This window comes from Mycobacterium sp. 852002-51057_SCH5723018, from assembly GCF_001667035.1.
Taxonomy (GTDB): Bacteria; Actinomycetota; Actinomycetes; order Mycobacteriales; family Mycobacteriaceae; genus Mycobacterium.
This window is the reverse complement of sequence record NZ_LZIR01000001.1, coordinates 1-16846: the sequence shown is the minus strand read 5'-3', so window position 1 is coordinate 16846 and position 16846 is coordinate 1. Positions and strand designations below refer to the sequence as shown.

The window sequence follows — 16846 nt, the reverse complement described above, 5'->3', positions numbered from 1 at the left end:
CGATCACCGCTAGCCGGCCGCGTCGCGGGCCGCGATATAGCCATACACGAGGCCCTGCGCAATGGTGGCCCCCGCGCCGGGATACGTGGTGCCAAACGCGTTCGCTGCGGTATTGCCGATCGCATACAGCCCGGCGATCACGCCGCCGTCTTCGCGTAGCACCCGCGCCCGCTCGTCAGCCTCGAGGCCGCCGCAGGTGCCCAGGTCGCTGAGCACCATTTTCACCGCGTAGAAGGGTCCCTTGATCAGCGGACGCAGATTGGGGTTGGGCTTGACCGTCGGGTCGCCGTAGTAGCGGTCGTATGCGCTGCGGCCCCTGCCGAAGTCGGGATCCACACCGGCGGAAGCGTTTTGGTTGAATCGCGTCATCGTCTGGCGGAATTCGGGCAACGGGAGGCCCATCCGCGCGCCGACCTCTGCGAGGCTGTCCGCCCGCAACGCGATGCCGGCGTCGTACCACGCCTGCGGGACGTGCATTCGCGGAAACAATTGCGCGCCAAAGACATAACTGTTGCGATATTGCTGGTCGAAGACGATCCACATCGCTTCGACGGGGCTGCCCGCCCGCTCAAGCTCCAGCAGCCGCTGGCCGAATGTCATGTAGTCCGACGACTCGTTGGCGAACCGGCGACCGTTCTGGTCGACGATCACGCAGCCCGGAAGTGACCGTTCGGCCAGCATCACCGCGGGCGCCTTGCCGGGCAGCGGTGCGATGGCGGGGAACCACCACGCCTGGTCCATCAAGGCGATGCCCGCGCCCAACTCCTGGGCGGCGCGGATTCCGTCGCCGGTGTTGGACTTGGCGCCCAGGCTCAGGTGGGCGCCCAGCGATTCGGACTGGAATTTCCACCGCATGTCCATGCTGTGGTCGAAACCGCCGGTGGCCAGCACGACGCCGCGCCGGGCGGTGACGGTCACCTCGCGTCCCTCGTGGTCCACGACCGCGCCCGTCACGCGATCACGATCACCATCGAGGCGCTTTAGGGTGGTGTCCGTCCACACCGGGATGCCGGCGCGCAGCACGCCGGCGAACAGCCCGGCCATCAGGCCCTGGCCGCCCGCCACGTAGCGCCGGCCCAGCAGCCGGCCACCGAGGCCCTGTGCCACCCGTTTGCCGAACGTCGGAATGCCCTTGTGTGGGACCCGGGTTACCAGGTTCATCCAGCGGTAGTCGGCGCCGGTGGTCGGTATCGAGACGCCCGCCTCCAGCACGCCGGGCCGCAGACGGGTCCGGTATTCGCCCAACAATGAAGTGTCGAAGGGGCGGCATTCGCAGGTGCGGCCCGCCGCGCTGCCGCCGGGGTCCTCGGGGTGGTAATCGGCGTAGTCGCGGGCCCAGAACAGCCGCAGCGGGGTGGTGCGGCGCAGCATCTCGACCATGGCGGGTACCTGCGTCACAAATGCGGCCGAGCGTTGCCGGGGCGCCGAGCCCGCAACCACCGAGTCCAGGTACGTCGCGGCGCGCACCGCGGTGTCGTCGGCACCGGCCTCGCGCAAAACGGGGGAGGCGGGCAGCCACAACGCGCCGCCGGACCGGGCCGTCGAACCGCCCACCTGTGACGACTTCTCCACGATCAGCACCGACAGGCCGCGTTCGCGGGCGGCCAACGCTGCGGCCATGCCGGTGCCGGACCCGATCACGAGCAGGTCGACGGAGGTGTCGGCCACACGAAGTCCGGCGGGGATCGTCGTGCTGCGCTGGGTCACGTGGGAAACGCTATGCCGGGGCGGCGCGGCGATGGAAGAGCCATCCTGATCAGTGGAACAACCCGGCCCCATCGGCCGGCCACGGGAGTTTAATCATGCTTATGACGTCGCAGTCGGAGGCCGACGAGGTTCGGCTCATCGAAGCGCAGGCCGCACCGACACGGTTCGCCCGCGGCTGGCACTGCCTTGGTTTGATCCGGGATTTCGGTGACGGCAAGCCGCACGCGGTCAACGCCTTCGGGCACAAGCTTGTCGTCTTCCGCGGCGCGGACGGCGACATCAACGTGCTCGACGCGTACTGCCGCCACATGGGCGGTGACCTCTCGCGGGGCGAGGTCAAGGGCGGCGAGATCGCGTGTCCGTTCCACGACTGGCGCTGGGGCGGTGACGGACGGTGCAAGCGGGTGCCCTACAGCCGGCGCACCCCCAAACTCGCGCGGACGGCGGCATGGACCACCCTGCAACAGGACGGGATGTTGTTCGTGTGGAACGACCCGGAGCGCAGGCCGCCTCCGCCGGAGGTCACGATCCCAAGCATCGAGGGCGCTACGAGCGACGAATGGACCGACTGGCACTGGTACACCACCGTCGTACACAGCAATTGTCGCGAAATCATCGACAACGTCGTGGATATGGCCCACTTCTTCTACATCCACGGGTCGCTGCCCACGTACTTCAAGAACATCTTCGAGGGGCACGTCGCGACGCAGTACATGAACGGGGGGAACCGCCCCGACTTGGGTAGCCCCGAAGGGACGACCATGCTCGGCACGACGTCGGTGGCGTCGTACTATGGCCCATCCTTCATGATCGACGATCTCACCTATCACTATGAGAATGGCGACGCCCAAACAATTCTCATCAATTGCCACTATCCGATCGACGCGAATTCCTTTGTGCTGCAATATGGCATCATCGTGAAGAAATCCGACACGCTGCCGGGCGATCAGGCCATCGAGACCGCGATCAGCCTCGGCGACTTCGTAAAGCTCGGTTTCGAGCAGGACGTCGAGATCTGGCGGCACAAGGCGCGCATCGACAACCCGCTGCTGGTCGAGGAGGACGGCCCCGTCTACCAGCTCCGCCGCTGGTACCAGCAGTTCTACGTCGATGCCGCCGAGGTGCAACCGGACATGGTGGACCGCTTCGAGTTCGAGCTGGACACGACCCGTCCCCACGAGGCGTGGATGAGAGAGGTCGAGGCGAATATGGCCGCCCGGGAAACGCTGTCGGGCTCGGTGTGATGACACTCGATTCGTTCGTCAGGGTAGACAACCGGCTCGACGAGCTGCCGATGGCGCCGGTGGCATGCAGGACCTGCGGCGCGCGGGTGCTGGCTCGCAAGAGCACCTGGAACCAGACCAGCGTGCAATGGAACGCCGACGCGACGGCCCGCTGCCCCGAGCGCGCCGAGGCCCGGAAGATGTCGGCGCACGGTAGGGGAGTATTCCTGGCCTGCACAGCGCTGAGCGAGTCGATCCTCGACGCGGTGCGCCACGGCGAGTTGACCATTGTCGACGAGATAGCAAGACTAGCAACATAGTTGGTTCCGGCGTCGCGTGGGGGTCCGAACTCCCGCTTGCTCATTGCCACTAGCCGAGCCGGATCAGGTCCGGGTCGACGGGTAGGCAAGTGGCCGTATCGGATAGCAGGGTCTCGGTGGCTTCGACTGCGTCACAAAGAGTCCCGGCCGCGGCAAGCGCGTGGCGCTTGAACACCCGCGCCGCTGGGCTCAACACGTGTTGGACCCTGGTCATCGTGCGATTGACCCCAGCGGGCCACCCTTCACCCCACAACGCCACTTCGGTCAGACGGTGGTCCCGGGCTTCGAATACCTCCTCTGGGAGGCGGAGGTCCGCGGCGAACACCTCAGCGCTGACGGCCAAAGTGCGGCCCGTGCCGTCCTGTGGCGCGAGAAATTCCGATAGCGACTTCAAGTCGAGATCCACCGCCCGCAGCCCGAGGATCCGTAGCGGCCGGGTATCCCCGGCACCGGCGAGCAACACCGATACCGCCCAACCCGCCCTGGCCCGGTCGAACATCCAGCCCCCGGCCGATAGCACGGGGTCGCTGGCGCTCCCGGCAACGACGTCAAGTCGATATCGTAGACAATGATCATCCACACGTGTGGCTCGTTCGGCGGCGAAGCCGCTGCCGCTGCTGATGTTGGCACTCGCGACCATCAAGCTGTCGTTACCTCTCTCCAGCCGTGAGCAGAGTTCAGGCGTGCGCGCCGCCGTCGATCCGGATTTCGGTGCCGGTGATGAACACGCCGTCGTCTGAGGCGGCCATGGCGATCACCGCGGCCACCGACCCGGGGTCGCCCAGGACCCCGTTCTCCTTGCCGTGCAGCAGCGGAGTCTGCTTGGCCCACAAGCCCAGGTCGTATCCCTCGGGCATCTTGTCCAGGGTGGTCAGCGCCAGCGCGGTGGCCACGCCGCCGGGCTGAATGTTGATGGCGCGCAGCCCCTGCTTGGAGTATTCGAGCGCCAATCCGTGGGTGAAAGACAGCACTCCACCCTTGCTGGCCGCGTAAGCCGCCATGTACGGGTGCGCGAATGACGCTGCGGTGGAGGTGAAGTTGACGACCACGCCGCGGCCTGAATCCAGCAGCGCCGGAAGCGCCTGGCGGGTCATCAGAAAGGTCCCGGTGAGATTGACCGCCAGGGTGGCGTTCCAGTCGGCCAGCGTGTGTTCGTGGGTGTTGGCGCAGCGCTGGATGGCGGCCGCGTTGACCAAGACCTCGAGGCCGCCGAGGTCGGCCACGGCCGCGTCTATCGCGGCCGTCACGGCGCCCTCGTCGGAGACGTCGAGAACAGCGGTTGTCAGTCGCTTGCCGGTGCCCGCGTGGTCGGCGGCCGCCGCGGTCCCCGCCAGCCCGTCCGCCGAGACGTCGTAGGCCACGACGGTGGCGCCCTCGTCGAGCAGCCGTTCCACGGTCGCCTTTCCGATGCCGGAGCCGGCGCCGGTGACGATGACGCGTCGATCGGCGAAACGATCCATCACGCACGCCCTTTCGTTTAAGCGAGCTGGAAGGCGCTGACCGCGGCTTCCTCCGGGTACACCGACGGGCCGCCCAAGTCGTAGGCGGCGTTGAGCGCGTTGATGAAGGCGGGATCGTGCAGCGGCTGGCCGGGGATGTCGAGTTTGATCCCCTTGGAGTTGACGTCGTCGACCATGATGTCGATGGCCTTTTCGATAGTCAGGTCGTCGGAGCCCTCCATGTTCTTTTTCAGCTCGTCGTAGTCGGAGAACACCTCGGCCGACCAGTGCACTAGGAACCGCAGTTCGTCCGTCCGATGGCGGGCGATCACCGCGTCGTCGTTTTTCAGCAGCCAGTGGTCGGCGTCGCTTGGGTCTCCGCTGAACACGGTGTCGAATGCCAGGCCGGCCGGAATCTGTTGGTCCAACGGCCCGTTCGCCTCGCCACGGTGCATCATCATCTCGTTTTGCACCACCAGGCCGCGGTTGTATATCGGCGGCCGCACACGCTTGGGTGCCTGGAGTGGTCCGTCGGGCCAGTAGGTGAATCCGCTTCCACTGTCCAGCGAGAACCAGGTGATCACCTGGGCCATCTTGATCAGGTATTCGCCGAACAATCCGGACTTGCCCATCACACTGGTCAGCCACGTCGGTGCGTTCTCGTGCCGCACGCCGCGGAAGCTCGGTGAATCCAGGTGCCCGGGATCGCGGTTGGCGCACGGCCCGTTGATGTTGAACAGCATCAGCTGCGGCTTGGCGTATTCGGCCTTCCAGTAACTCTTGGCCAACTCCAGGAAGCGCTCGTTGTAGAAGCAGTCGTGCAGTTGCGGGTAGAGCACGGCCCCGTAGTTGGCGAGGTAGCCACGGAAGGTCGGTGTCAGGAACAGGTCGAGCGACGGCGTAAAGCCTTCGGGGAAGACGCCGCTCATGGTCGCGATCAGTTCCTCGGCAGACGCGAAGTGCTGGGCGATGATCAACTTCCATGGTCCCTCGGTGCGCGCCACGTCGAGCAGGCGCTCGCGCTGATCGTCGGTGTACACGTTCTCGATCTCCCGGGGCGGCGCCGCCGGCCGCAACACGTCGGAAAGCGTCATCCGCCGCTCGTCGGTGAGCATCAGCTGTCTCCTCTGCAATTCTGGATCGATTGATTGTGCGCAGCGTCAACGCGATTCGGTGGGCGGGCGTCCGGTCATCGGGACGTCGAAACGAAGGGGATGGTTGAACTTGGCCCGCAGCAGCGCGCCGACCTCCGCGACGGCCAGCCGGCCCCGCGCCGTCGCATCCGAGCGCATCAAGAAGCCGTGGTACATGCCCGGATAGCGCGTAAGGGTCGTCTGCACACCTGCGGCGCACAACCGGGCCGCGTAGCGCTCGCCCCAGTCCCGGATAGGGTCGCAGCCCGCCGTCACGACGATCGCCGGGGGAAGGCAGCAGAGGTCCGAGGCGTATGCGGGGACCAGGTACGGGTCGCGGGGCGAGCCCGCAGCACCGTCCACCAGCGCGTGCATGTAGTCGATGTCGTCGCGCGTGAGCATCGGCGCCTGGTCGAGCGCGACCATGGAAGGAACATCCATGTCGCGGTCCAGCCCGGGATACAGCAGCACCTGGGCATAGATCGCCGGCCCGCCGCGGTCACGCGCGGCCAGCGCCACCGCCGCCGCCAGGGAACCACCGGCGCTGTCGCCGATCACGGTGAGTCGTTCCGCGTCCAGCCCCAGCTCACACGCGTTCCGCAACACCCACTCGGTCGCAGCGTACGAGTCGTCGAACTGTGCGGGTGGCGGCGACTCCGGGGCCAACCGGTAGTCGACGGCGACGACGGTGGCCGCCGACGCCGCGGCCAGCTCACGCGCCAGCGGCTCGAATGAGTGATTCGAGCCCATCACGAGCCCGCCGCCGTGGAAGTACACCAGCACCGGGCCGCCTGCAGCCTCCTTGGGGCGGTAGATCCGGACCGGGATATCGCCGCCCGGACCTGGAATGGCCGCCTCGGTGATGGCGGCCATCTCGGGCATCGCCTCGGGCAGCGGAGTGGATTCGAGTCCGGCACGCACAGCGGCCAAGCCGCGTTCCCGCATGGGCGCGACGGTCCCGAACGATGCGACGCGGGCGGCGGCGTCGGGATCCAATGCGGGAGTCACCGTGTCACCGCTTGGCAGGGTTGAATCGACTCTCGGTACGCAGCACCGGCGGCTGTTGGGACACAAAGGTATTCGCGCGCTCCGCCATCGCCGCGCCGACCGTGCCCGGCTGAGTAAGGAGGTAGAAGCGGCCCTCGGCGGCCTGCTCGAACAGGGTCTCGGCGGCGGCGAGCGGATCCATCGCCCCGGCCTTGATGTCGATCATGGCCGAGCGCTGCGCCTCGGCGGCGCCGACATCGCCGGCGCCCGTGGGTTCGACGCCCCCGGCCGACTCGAAGATGTTGGAAGCCACCGCCCCGGGCAGGACGGCCTGCACATGGATGTGGTGGGCGTGTCCGGCATCCTCAACATCCAGATACAGGCATTCGGTCAGCGCGAGCACGGCGTGCTTGCTCGCGATGTAGGGCGCCTGCAACGGGATCGTCACCACTCCGCCGACCGACGACATGTTCCACACCCATGTCTGCTCGTCGCTGGCCATCATCTTGGGCAGAAAGGCGCGCACCCCGTAGAAGACTCCGCTGATGTTGATATCCACGACGCGCCGCCAGTTGGTCACCGGCGTATCCCACAGGTAGCCGAACTGTTCGACGCCAGCATTGTTCGCCAGCAGTCGCACGGGACCGACGTCCCGATACACCCGATCGGCGAGTGCCTGCACCGCGTCGGGATCGCGCACATCGCAGGCGATGTCGGTTGCCACGGCGCCGGCCGCGCAGATTTCGTCGCGCAGCGCCGCGATCGCGCCGGCATCGATGTCGGCCAGCACGACGGTCATGCCCAGCCGGGCGGCGTGTCGCGCCAGGCCCGCACCGATGCCTGCGCCGGCCCCGGTGATCACGGCGACGCCCCCGGCAAACGTTGTCCGAGCGCTCACGAACCGGCGGCGGTGCCGGCAGTCAGCTCCGACAGCGCGACCGAATTGGTCGCATCCAGAACGACATCCATCTCGGTGAACTCGAGCCCGTTCACGCCGCGCCGCACCGCGACGTTGACGACCCCGCTGGACACCGCGAACGGCACGAAGTTGGCGGTCTGGTTGACGAAGATGTAAAACCGTGCCCGGGTGATGTCACCGTCGGTGCCGGTGCGGTGCACGTTGGTGGCGTGGTGGCGTAGCGGGTACGGGCCCTCGTTGCGATGTTCGGATAGCCACTGCATCACGGTGTCGCGACCGTTTAGCTCCGGTGACATCATTTCCTCGAAAGGGCTGGTGCCCGAATCGCTTCTGGTCAGGTAGCGCACATCGTGGGCATAGGCAACCGCCAGCTCGTCGAAGTGGGCTTCGTCGTAGTGGTACCAGAAGCCGCCGATGAACTCCTGCAGCTCGGACAGCGTGACGTCGTCGGTCATGAGCTCAGTGAACCCCGACGCGGCCCCGGTCACAGCTCGATTGTCCGGTCAGTGGAACATCGCGTGGCTCAGCGGCTGAAGCGGTCTCGCAGCAGGCGTTTGAGAAGCTTGCCGCTGGGGTTCTTCGGAAGCGAGTCGACGAAGAAGACGCGTTTCGGTGTTTTGAAGCCGGCCAAGTGGGCCCGACAGTGCGCGACGATCTCCTCCTCGGTCACGGTTGCGCCGTCGCGGCGAACGACCGCCGCCACGACCGCCTCGACCCACTCCGGGTGCGGCAGGGCGAAGACCGCGACCTCCTGAATGCCGCTGTGCCGGTAGAGAATCTCCTCGACCTCTCGGCTGGCGACGTTCTCGCCCCCGGTTTTGATCATGTCCTTCTTGCGGTCGACGACATATAGCAGCCCATGCTCGTCGTAGTAGCCCAGGTCGCCGGAATGAAACCAGCCGCCATGGAAAGCCTCGGCGGTGCGATGCGGGTCGTCGAGATAGCCGAGCATCAAATGCGGGCTGCGATGGGCGATTTCACCGAGCACACCAGCGGCGACCGGAACGTTGTCGTCGTCGAGAATGATCGTCTCGACGTTGGCGACCGGACGACCGGCCGAACCGGCGTGCGCGTCCTGCTCCTCGGGCGCCAGCGCCGATGCCAGCGGCGCCATCTCGGTCTGGCCGTAGAAGTTCCACAACCGAAGATTGGGCAGCCGTTGCCGAATTTCTGCCAAGATTTCGACCGGCATTGCCGATGCGCCGTAGTAACCCTTGCGCAGGCTCGACAGATTTACCTCATCGAATATGGGGGAGCGCAGCAGCGCGATCCACACCGTCGGGGGCGCAAAGTAGTTGGTCACGCCGTAGCGCTCGATGGTCCGCAGCACCGTTTCGGGGTCGGGCCGAGGCAGGATGATGCTGGTGGCGCCGAGATAGACGTCGGTGGCCAGGAAGTTGTCCAACTGCGCGCAGTGGTAAAGCGGCAGCGAGTGGATTTCGATGTCGTCGTGGGCCATCTCCCCGGCGAGGATCGTGCTCATGTATTGCCACATCAGGCTGCGGCTGGTGTGCATGGCCGCCTTGGGATGGGCCTCGGTTCCGCTCGTGTACATCAGCCGGATCAGTTGGTCGTCATCGATGTGTGGATTCGGGGCCGCGGTGTCGGTGGTCAGCCACCGAGCGAAGTCATCCCAGCCGGGCGGGGCGTCGTGCCCGGCGGGCGCCAGAGCAACGCCGGTCTTGACCGCGCCGCCGCGCCGCATCGCCTCTTCGGCCGTTGGCGCCAGATCCGCTTCGACAATGAATCCACTGACCCCACTGTGGTCGAGAATGTAGGAGATCTCCTCGGCGGTCAGCATGAAGTTGACGGGCACCAAGATCACCCCGGCGCGCGCCGTCGCGAACGCCAGCACGGCGTACTGCCAGCAGTTGTGCGACAACAACCCGATACGATCGCCGGCCTCAAAGCCGTTGTCGCGTAGGGCGGCCGCCGCGCGATCCACGCGGCTATCGAACTCGCCGAATGTCAGCACGACGTCGCCGTCGATGATCGCGACCTTGCGCGGCGACCGGCGTGCCGACCGGCGGGGAACATCGCCGAGCCCATGACCGCGTGCCCGCCTGATCAGGGTGTCCAGATCATCGGGCTGCATGCCCACCACGGTAGGCGCGGCCATCGATGAGCGGACCGCTGGTATCCCGCTGAGTAGACAAGGGTCCCCACACAACCGCGGACGGCCTCGATACTCGTTGGCATGAGCGCTGGCGTTCCCGTCACTGCCGAAAGCACCGGCCGGCCGAAGTTGGACCTCGAGGAACTGCGGGCCAACTTGCGTCGGGCGGACCCCGGGGTGCTGGTCGCCGTACTGGCGCAACTGACCGGCGACCCAGGAGTGGTTGACCGGTTCGCACCGAAAATCAGCTATGTGCCGGATCCGCCGGAGCAGGCCGGGGTCACCGATCCCGAGACGACCGCGGCGCTTGTCGAGGCGGTGGTCGCCGCGGTTCAGTCTGCCCGCCCGGCCGCGGCCGTACCTGCCGACGATCCCGGCCTGTTCGCGCGCATCGCGCCGGTGGCGCTCGGGGGAACGGTCGAGCCCGAGTACGTCCCCTTGCTGTTGGAGCAAGGCGGATTCCAGCCGCCGCAGCCGGTCCTGCCGCGCACGGCCGAGCTTCCCGCAGGCTTTCGGGTGGCGGTCATCGGCGCCGGTATCGCCGGGCTGACCGCCGCGCTGGAACTGGCCGACGCCGGCGTCGATTACCAGATCTTCGAGCGAAACGATGAGGTCGGCGGCACCTGGTACACGACCACCTATCCGGGCATCGGCGTGGACACCCCGTCGGCGTATTACTCGCTGTCGCGAGACATCAATGGCGGTTGGTCAAGCTACTACCCGCAGGGCGCCGAGTATCAGGCCTACCTGGTATCGGTGGCCGACAAGAATGACGTGCGCACCCACACACGATTCGGTACCCACGTCGAAGCCCTGTGGTGGGAGGAGCGGCGCCAGCGGTGGCAGATCCACTCCGTGGGCCCCAACGGCGCCCGCGACGTCAGCTACGCCAACGCGGTGATCCCGGCGGCCGGTTACCTCAACCGCCCGCGGTGGCCGGATCTGCCGGGCCGCGAGACGTTCCCGGGTATCTCCATTCATTCGGCGCAGTGGGATCCCGACCTGGACCTGACCGGTAAAAGGGTCGCGGTCATCGGCGCGGGATGTACCGCGGTGCAAATCGTCGACGCCTGCGTGGACCGGGTCGCGCACCTGACGGTATTCCAACGTCAACCGCACTGGGTGGCGCCGCGGAGGCGGGCGTCGGACGACGTCCCCGCCTACCAGCGGTGGCTGGGCACCCGGCTGCCCTTCTACGCCAACTGGGTTCGGCTCAAGTCGTATTGGGGCACGGCGGACAATAACTACCCGGTGATACTGCACGACCCGGACTGGGCGGCCGAGCACCTGTCGACCTCACCGGCCAACGACGCGCTGCTGCAGATGTGCCTGGACTACATCGACCGGTCATTCGGCGCCGGCAGCGACCTCGCCCGCAAGGTCACGCCCGACTTTGCTCCCTACGGCAAACGCATCATCCGTGACCCCGGCGGCTATTACGCGGCGCTGGCGCGCGAACACGTAGATGTCGAGGCCAGCGAGCCGGCCCGCGTCAACGAGGCCGGAATCGTGACGGCCGACGGCCGGCAGATCGACCTCGACGTCATCGTCTACGCGACTGGCTACTACCTGGATTTCCTTTCCACCGTGGATATCCGGGGCCGCGGCGGCGGGAGACTGACCGAGGAGTGGGGCGACATTCCCAGGGCCTACCGCGGCGGAATGGTGCCGGGCTTTCCGAACATGTTCATCTCCTCGGCGCCGAACTACAGCCCCGGGCACGGTGCTGGGCACAACTTCGGCGTCGAAGTGATGGTGCACTACGTGATGGAATGCCTTCAGTTGATGGCGCTGCGCAAGGCCGCCACGATCGAGGTGACGCAGCGCGCCTATGAGCGTTACGTCGCCGACATCGATGCGACTATGGCCGGTACCGTCTGGTGCCACACTCCGTCGGCCCACACCTACTACCGCTCGGGCGGCGGGCGGATCGTGACCGCCTTCCCGTACCGCCTGGTCGACTTCTGGCGCGATCATCGCGCGCCCGTCGAGCACGATCTCGAGCTGCGATGAGCCGGTTACTTTGCGGTAGAACCGCTTTGGTGACTGGCAGCAGCCGAGGCATCGGCCGCGCGATCGCGCAGCGACTGGCCGCCGAGGGTGCGACCGTGGCGGTCACGGCGCGGTCGCCCACCCCGTCCGTGTCGACGAGGGCCGGAACGACCGCCACGCTGCCCGGCACCATCGCCGAGACGGTCGGCCTGATCGAGGCCGCCGGTGGGCAGGCGTTCGGCATCGCGGCCGACCTGGAGGATGCCGAGCAGCGTGACACCCTGATCGACACCGTGCTGGATCGCACCGGCCGCATCGACATCCTGGTCAACAACGCCGGTTTCGCCGACTACTCGCCGGTCGAAGACATGAGCCTGGAAACGTTCGACCGCACCGTGGAGCACTACCTGCGCGTCCCGTTCATCCTGACGAAAACGGCTGTGCCGCACATGCGCAAGCAGGGCGCGGGCTGGATTGTCAACATCGGCTCGGTCACCGGCGTGGCCCCGGTGCGGCCGTATCGCGAGTACAACAAGACGTCGGGCGACGTGATCTACGCGTCCATGAAGGCCGCCCTGCACCGGTTCACGCAGGGGGCGGCCGCTGAGCTGCTCGACGCCAATATCGCGGTGAACTGCGTCGGTCCGTCGACGGCGATCCGCACGCCGGGAGCCGCGCGGTTGATCCCGGATTCCTTCCCGACCGAACCGGTGGAGTACCTGGTCGAGACCGTGCTGGCGATGTGCCACCTGGCCGCCGCGGAGCGCACGGGCCTGGTCGCGTTCAGCCTGCACTATCCCTGGTCACAGCGACTGCCGGTGCGCAGCTTGGATGGCACCACGGTGTTATCGCCGCTCGAACCGCCCCCGACGGCTAACCCGAATGTCCTTGCCGCAGGGCTTTAGTCACCGCACCGGATTGCTCATGTGGCCGGACCCGGAACACCGCATCGAGAGAACCGGCATACGCCCGATTGGCCTTGATCCGTTCGACGATGAGCCACCGTCCCGCGCGTCGCTGCCAGGTGTCCCGGTATTCGCCGATTGTGTAGAACCGCTCGGTCAGGTCTGCGGACAGGTGTAGATCGTGCACGTAGGCCCGAGACACCGCGGTGTCACCAGTCACCTCGACGACGACATTGCCGAGCAGATGCTGGGTGGGCCCGCAGGAGTCAAGAAAGCCGCGGATCAGGTCGATGATGGCCGCAGCGCCCTCGATGCGACCCGTGCCGAGATCACCGACCGCGTCTTCGGCGAGGATGGTTGCCAGCAGTTTCCAGTCGCGGTCGTCCATCGCGCGTGCCGCGGCGTACAGGGCACGCTCGATGTCTCGCTCGTCGAGCATGGACTGCAACGCATTGGGATTCATTGACGTCCGTCCCTTGCCAGTGGTGCCAATGCGCGCGCTACGGATCGACAGAAGCTGTGGCACACCCGATCATGGACGATGACCTCGGGACACTCGGGGTCGAACCAGCGGTCTACGACCGCCCAGTGGATCGGGTGCTTCAGATACGGGCCCATCAGCCCGTCGACGTCGGAGAATTGCTGTTCGAATACGTGGGTCCACGCCGAATCACCAACGGCTTCGCACACTCGGCTCAGCTGCCAGGCTCTGATTGCCGGCACGTAGCGCGGCATTAGCGACAGCTGGTGCTCGAATTTGCTCACCGTCGTCGCGTCGGCGTGCGGCGAGACCCGCAGCAGCAGTGTCCGATACACCGTTCCCGGGTAGGCGGCACAGGTGTTGGGCTCGCCCAGGTAGTTCGCGCCATTGACGCGAGTCACACTCGGATCGGTCATCATCGTTGCCAAAGCCGTTGTAGTGCTTCGGTACTCGTCCTGGGAGCCGAAGCGCAGGTGCAGCAGGACGTCACCGCCATTGCGCGCTCCTGGCAACGTCGGCCCGACGATCCAGCGCTTCGCGCCGGACGCCGCGGCGGCGTCGGTCAATTCATTGAGCAGTCGCCGGCGGTCCTGCTCGACCACGTCGAGCAACCTGACGACGCTATACATCGCACAATCCGTCCACATCATCGGCGGTGGCGGCGAAAGACCGGGATCGCTCCTGCACCAATTCGCGGATCCCCGACCACCATTCGCCCAGTGCCGGGTCGGGGCGGCCCTTCCACGTCATCTCCCACCACGCCTGCGTGCTGGGCAGTGTCCAGATAAGCGTGATGGTGTTGACCTCGTCGTCGGAGCGTTCGAACCAGATCGGCGGGCTGACCAGGACGTCCCGCAGCGTCAGGCCGCGTTCCCGGGCGCCGGGCGCGTATTCGGCAAGGTAGGTGTCGACGAACTGCCTGGCACATCCGGGCCGCGTGACTACCCGGTCGATCACGAAGATTTCGCCGTCGGACATGATCCGACCGTATGGCATCGGCGCGGCGCGGCCTGGCCGGCTCCCGGCTACCGGGAGTTCCTAGCGGTGCAGGAGGTCAGCGAAGGCCGCAGTGGCCTGTTCGCGGGCCCGGTGCGCGAGGTCGAAGATCGGCATGGTCAGGAAGCCGTGGATGCCGCCCTCATAGCGCAGCTGCACGGTTGGCACACCGGCCTTTTGCAGCGCCGCCCCGTAGGCCACTCCCTCGTCGCGCAACGGGTCGTGGCCGGCGATCACGACGACGGCCGGTGGTAGCCCACGCAGGTCGGCGCGCAGTGGCGTCGCGTAGGGGTGCGCACGGTCGTCGGGCGACGGTACATAGCAATCCCAGTACCACTGCAGCGCCTGCTTCGGGTTGTAGTACCCGCGACCGAACAGCCGATAGGACGCGGTGTCGAAGTCGGCGGCGATCATCGGGTACAGCAGCAGCTGGCCCGCCAGCGCCGGCCCGCCGCGATCCCGTGCCATGATCGCGGTCACTGCCGCCAGGTTTCCACCGGCGCTGTCGCCGCCAACAGTCAGGCGCGAAGCGTCGCCACCGAGCGCGGAGGCATTCTCGAAGGCCCAGCGCGTCACGGCGTAGACGTCCTCGGCGCCGGCCGGCCAGGGGTGCTCCGGCGCCAAGCGATAGTCGACCGAAATAACAATCGCGCCAAGCAGATTCGCGAAGCTGCGGCAGAGACAGTCGTGGCTGTCCAGATCACAGAACACGAATCCGCCGCCGTGGGCGTAGACCACGATGGGGAGCGGGCCCGCATCTTGGGATCGGTACACGCGAACTCGAATCGGACCGCCCTGCCCGTCGACCACGCGGTCGGCGACCTCGGTGACGGGTTCCGGCTCGGCGGGTGGCACGAGCCTGGACCGGATCACTGCCCTGGCTTCGGCGCCGGTCATGTCCTGGACGCGAGGGAACCCGCCGTCCAGCTGTTCGAGCATCCCAGCGATCTGTGGGTCGAGGCTCACGCGTACTGCAGGGCCGGCCGGGAGGATGAAGCCGGACGCGAAGGCCGGTGAGGCAGCAACGGCCGCAGCGGTTGCAGCGTCGGCGCGACGCGCTGTGGGCCGCCTTCGATGTTGCGCCAGATGCCCATCGCGGTCATGCGCACCGGCGCGGCAAGTCGCTGATCGAATCTCATGTGATTCATCGGACCGCACACCGAAACGGCCGCGACGGCTTCACCGAGGCCCCCGATAGGCGCTGCCACGCAGCCGAACCCGAGTAGCGCCTCTTCGCGCTCGAACGCGACGCCGTGGGCCCGGACCTTGGCCAGCTCGGCGGTCAACTGCGGGGGGCTGGAGATCGAGTACTTGGTCATGCGGGTGCGTAGATCGATGCCGGCTTCCTCGTCGCTGTAGGCGAGGATCGCCTTGCCGACCGCCGTGCAGTGCGCGGGCTGCCGACCGCCGACCCGCGTGGGGATGGGGCTGCTCATCGGGTCGCCCACCTTGTCGAGGTACACGACGTCGCCACCGTCCAGCACGGCAAGGTGCACGACAAGCCCAGTGGCTCGGTGCAATTCGCCCAACAGCGGGCTGGCCGCCCGCACCAGGCGATCCTGGTGCACCGCGAGGGAGCCCAGCTCCACCAGGCGCATGCCGAGTTCGTAGTCGCGACCACTGCGGCGCAGCCAGCGCAGCTGCACCAGGCGCTCGAGCATCCGATGAGCCGAGGAGCGGGGTAGGCCCGTGTGACGGACGATTTGGGCCAACGTCAGGCGTCCCGGCCCGTCGAACGCGTCGAGGACCAGCGAGATCCGGTCGATGACGGCCGTAGGGGTGGTCGATTCGGCGGCGCTGCCGGTCGCTGACATGGGTCCTCCATGTATCTAGCCGGTATATTCCTATTAGGAATATACTCTTACCACACCGGTGTGGCCGCTGTCACGTATTGAGCCCCCGCGTTGGGCGCACGTCGCGCTGGGAAGCCCGCCAGCGTAACCGGGCTGAGATTCCGGCGCTTTCGCAGTGTGTTACGCCCGCGGCGATGAAAGTTGGCTCAGGACTGGGTGGCCCGGGTTTGTCGGTGGTGGCTGCGATGATGAGGTTATGTCTTCGACCGCATCTGTTGGCGCTGTGGGGCTGGGTCCTCGCGAGCGTCTTGAGGTGTTGTTTGAGGAGTTGGCGGAGTTGTGTGGTCAGCGCAATGCGATTGATGGGCGCATTGTGGAGATCGTCGCTGAGATTGATCGCGACCAGTTGGGCGGGATCACCGGGGCGCGGTCGGTGCCGGCGTTGGTGGCCTGGAAGACGGGGTGTTCGCCGGCCAACGCGCACACGATCGCCACGATCGCGGGCCGGCTGCAGGAGTTTCCCCGGTGTGCCCAAGGCTTGCGGGAGGGGCGGTTTTCGTTGGATCAGGTTGGGGTGATTGCGGCGCGGGGCGGTAAGGGATCTGATGAGCATTACGCGCAGTTGGCGCAGTGCGCCACGGTCACTCAGTTGCGTACCGCGGTCAAGCTGGAGCCGCGACCGCATCCCGAGTCTGGGCCCGAGCCCGAGGGTTCGTTCACCACGACCAGCACCGAGCAGGGCAGCTGTTATCGGATCGCCCTGGGCCATCTGGATGCCGCGAAGTTCGACGCCGCGTTGGCGTCTCATCGTGATGCGCTGATCGCTCAGTGGAAG

Annotated in this window: 18 protein-coding genes; 5 read left to right on the top strand and 13 right to left on the bottom strand. The window is 66.8% G+C overall.

Annotated features, from left to right (window positions below; translation table 11 throughout):
• Positions 1–9 precede the first annotated feature (9 nt).
• A complete protein-coding gene (locus A5764_RS00090; RefSeq protein ID WP_197501152.1) occupies positions 10–1707 on the bottom strand; it encodes a 3-ketosteroid-delta-1-dehydrogenase in 1698 nt (565 codons plus the stop codon).
• Between the two features lie 101 nt (positions 1708–1808).
• On the opposite strand from A5764_RS00090, the gene A5764_RS00085 reads away from it, so the two are divergent.
• Both A5764_RS00085 and A5764_RS00080 read left to right on the top strand, forming a co-directional pair.
• The gene (locus tag A5764_RS00085; protein ID WP_067106559.1) at positions 1809–2951 is read left to right on the top strand and encodes a Rieske 2Fe-2S domain-containing protein; all 1143 of its coding nucleotides are present in this window, start codon (positions 1809–1811) and stop codon (positions 2949–2951) included.
• Positions 2951–3250: a ferredoxin gene (locus A5764_RS00080; protein ID WP_067106788.1), complete on the top strand. Its 300-nt coding sequence runs from the start codon at positions 2951–2953 to the stop codon at positions 3248–3250. Before A5764_RS00085 ends, A5764_RS00080 begins: the two co-directional genes overlap by 1 nt.
• Before the next feature lie 49 nt (positions 3251–3299).
• Here the strand turns inward: A5764_RS00080 and A5764_RS00075 are convergent, their stop codons facing one another.
• The 7 genes from A5764_RS00075 to A5764_RS00045 form a co-directional block, all read right to left on the bottom strand.
• A complete protein-coding gene (locus tag A5764_RS00075; RefSeq protein ID WP_156664430.1) occupies positions 3300–3890 on the bottom strand; it encodes a hypothetical protein in 591 nt (196 codons plus the stop codon).
• Between the two features lie 37 nt (positions 3891–3927).
• A complete protein-coding gene (locus A5764_RS00070; RefSeq protein ID WP_067106552.1) occupies positions 3928–4710 on the bottom strand; it encodes an SDR family NAD(P)-dependent oxidoreductase in 783 nt (260 codons plus the stop codon).
• A 17-nt stretch (positions 4711–4727) separates the two neighbouring features.
• Entirely contained in the window at positions 4728–5804 is a 1077-nt protein-coding gene (locus A5764_RS00065; protein ID WP_067106548.1) for a hypothetical protein, read from the bottom strand.
• A gap of 45 nt (positions 5805–5849) precedes the next feature.
• The gene (locus tag A5764_RS00060; RefSeq protein ID WP_197501156.1) at positions 5850–6767 is read right to left on the bottom strand and encodes an alpha/beta hydrolase; all 918 of its coding nucleotides are present in this window, start codon (positions 6765–6767) and stop codon (positions 5850–5852) included.
• 67 nt (positions 6768–6834) lie between these two features.
• Entirely contained in the window at positions 6835–7707 is an 873-nt protein-coding gene (locus A5764_RS00055) for an SDR family NAD(P)-dependent oxidoreductase (protein WP_067106542.1), read from the bottom strand.
• Complete coding sequence (locus tag A5764_RS00050; RefSeq protein ID WP_067106785.1) at positions 7704–8183, bottom strand: nuclear transport factor 2 family protein; 480 nt, start codon at positions 8181–8183, stop codon at positions 7704–7706. Before A5764_RS00050 ends, A5764_RS00055 begins: the two co-directional genes overlap by 4 nt.
• Positions 8184–8251: 68 nt before the next feature.
• Entirely contained in the window at positions 8252–9832 is a 1581-nt protein-coding gene (locus tag A5764_RS00045; RefSeq protein ID WP_197501155.1) for an acyl-CoA synthetase, read from the bottom strand.
• Between the two features lie 93 nt (positions 9833–9925).
• Between A5764_RS00045 and A5764_RS00040 the strand changes: the two genes are divergently transcribed.
• Both A5764_RS00040 and A5764_RS00035 read left to right on the top strand, forming a co-directional pair.
• On the top strand, positions 9926–11857 hold the full coding sequence (locus A5764_RS00040; RefSeq protein WP_067106536.1) for an NAD(P)/FAD-dependent oxidoreductase: 1932 nt from the start codon (positions 9926–9928) through the stop codon (positions 11855–11857).
• Positions 11854–12741, top strand: a complete 888-nt coding sequence (locus tag A5764_RS00035; RefSeq protein WP_067106533.1) for an SDR family NAD(P)-dependent oxidoreductase — start codon at positions 11854–11856, stop codon at positions 12739–12741. The genes A5764_RS00040 and A5764_RS00035 overlap by 4 nt, the downstream gene beginning before the upstream one ends.
• Here A5764_RS00035 and A5764_RS00030 read toward each other — a convergent pair.
• The 5 genes from A5764_RS00030 to A5764_RS00010 are packed head-to-tail and all read right to left on the bottom strand — an operon-like array spanning position 12710 to position 16032.
• Positions 12710–13204 (bottom strand): nuclear transport factor 2 family protein, encoded by a 495-nt coding sequence (locus tag A5764_RS00030; RefSeq protein ID WP_067106529.1) that lies wholly within the window; start codon positions 13202–13204, stop codon positions 12710–12712. The two genes, A5764_RS00035 and A5764_RS00030, sit on opposite strands and share 32 nt — an antisense overlap.
• Entirely contained in the window at positions 13201–13851 is a 651-nt protein-coding gene (locus A5764_RS00025; protein ID WP_067106527.1) for a Dabb family protein, read from the bottom strand. The genes A5764_RS00030 and A5764_RS00025 overlap by 4 nt, the downstream gene beginning before the upstream one ends.
• A complete protein-coding gene (locus A5764_RS00020) occupies positions 13844–14200 on the bottom strand; it encodes a hypothetical protein (protein WP_067106522.1) in 357 nt (118 codons plus the stop codon). Before A5764_RS00020 ends, A5764_RS00025 begins: the two co-directional genes overlap by 8 nt.
• Positions 14201–14260: 60 nt before the next feature.
• A complete protein-coding gene (locus A5764_RS00015) occupies positions 14261–15184 on the bottom strand; it encodes an alpha/beta hydrolase (RefSeq protein WP_067106519.1) in 924 nt (307 codons plus the stop codon).
• Complete coding sequence (locus A5764_RS00010; protein ID WP_067106518.1) at positions 15181–16032, bottom strand: IclR family transcriptional regulator; 852 nt, start codon at positions 16030–16032, stop codon at positions 15181–15183. Before A5764_RS00010 ends, A5764_RS00015 begins: the two co-directional genes overlap by 4 nt.
• 235 nt (positions 16033–16267) lie before the next feature.
• Between A5764_RS00010 and A5764_RS00005 the strand changes: the two genes are divergently transcribed.
• A partial coding sequence (locus A5764_RS00005; RefSeq protein ID WP_156664429.1) for a DUF222 domain-containing protein occupies positions 16268–16846 on the top strand: 579 nt, incomplete at its 3' end.

Coding starts and splice junctions, on each gene's coding strand:
- A5764_RS00040 (WP_067106536.1), top strand. CDS start 9,926: ATGAGCGCTGGCGTTCCCGTCACTGCCGAAAGCACCGGCCGGCCGAAG.
- A5764_RS00035 (WP_067106533.1), top strand. CDS start 11,854: ATGAGCCGGTTACTTTGCGGTAGAACCGCTTTGGTGACTGGCAGCAGC.
- A5764_RS00025 (WP_067106527.1), bottom strand. CDS start 13,851: ATGTATAGCGTCGTCAGGTTGCTCGACGTGGTCGAGCAGGACCGCCGG.
- A5764_RS00065 (WP_067106548.1), bottom strand. CDS start 5,804: ATGCTCACCGACGAGCGGCGGATGACGCTTTCCGACGTGTTGCGGCCG.
- A5764_RS00080 (WP_067106788.1), top strand. CDS start 2,951: ATGACACTCGATTCGTTCGTCAGGGTAGACAACCGGCTCGACGAGCTG.
- A5764_RS00075 (WP_156664430.1), bottom strand. CDS start 3,890: ATGGTCGCGAGTGCCAACATCAGCAGCGGCAGCGGCTTCGCCGCCGAA.
- A5764_RS00030 (WP_067106529.1), bottom strand. CDS start 13,204: ATGAATCCCAATGCGTTGCAGTCCATGCTCGACGAGCGAGACATCGAG.
- A5764_RS00050 (WP_067106785.1), bottom strand. CDS start 8,183: ATGACCGACGACGTCACGCTGTCCGAGCTGCAGGAGTTCATCGGCGGC.
- A5764_RS00020 (WP_067106522.1), bottom strand. CDS start 14,200: ATGTCCGACGGCGAAATCTTCGTGATCGACCGGGTAGTCACGCGGCCC.
- A5764_RS00010 (WP_067106518.1), bottom strand. CDS start 16,032: ATGTCAGCGACCGGCAGCGCCGCCGAATCGACCACCCCTACGGCCGTC.
- A5764_RS00070 (WP_067106552.1), bottom strand. CDS start 4,710: ATGGATCGTTTCGCCGATCGACGCGTCATCGTCACCGGCGCCGGCTCC.
- A5764_RS00060 (WP_197501156.1), bottom strand. CDS start 6,767: ATGCGGGAACGCGGCTTGGCCGCTGTGCGTGCCGGACTCGAATCCACT.
- A5764_RS00085 (WP_067106559.1), top strand. CDS start 1,809: ATGACGTCGCAGTCGGAGGCCGACGAGGTTCGGCTCATCGAAGCGCAG.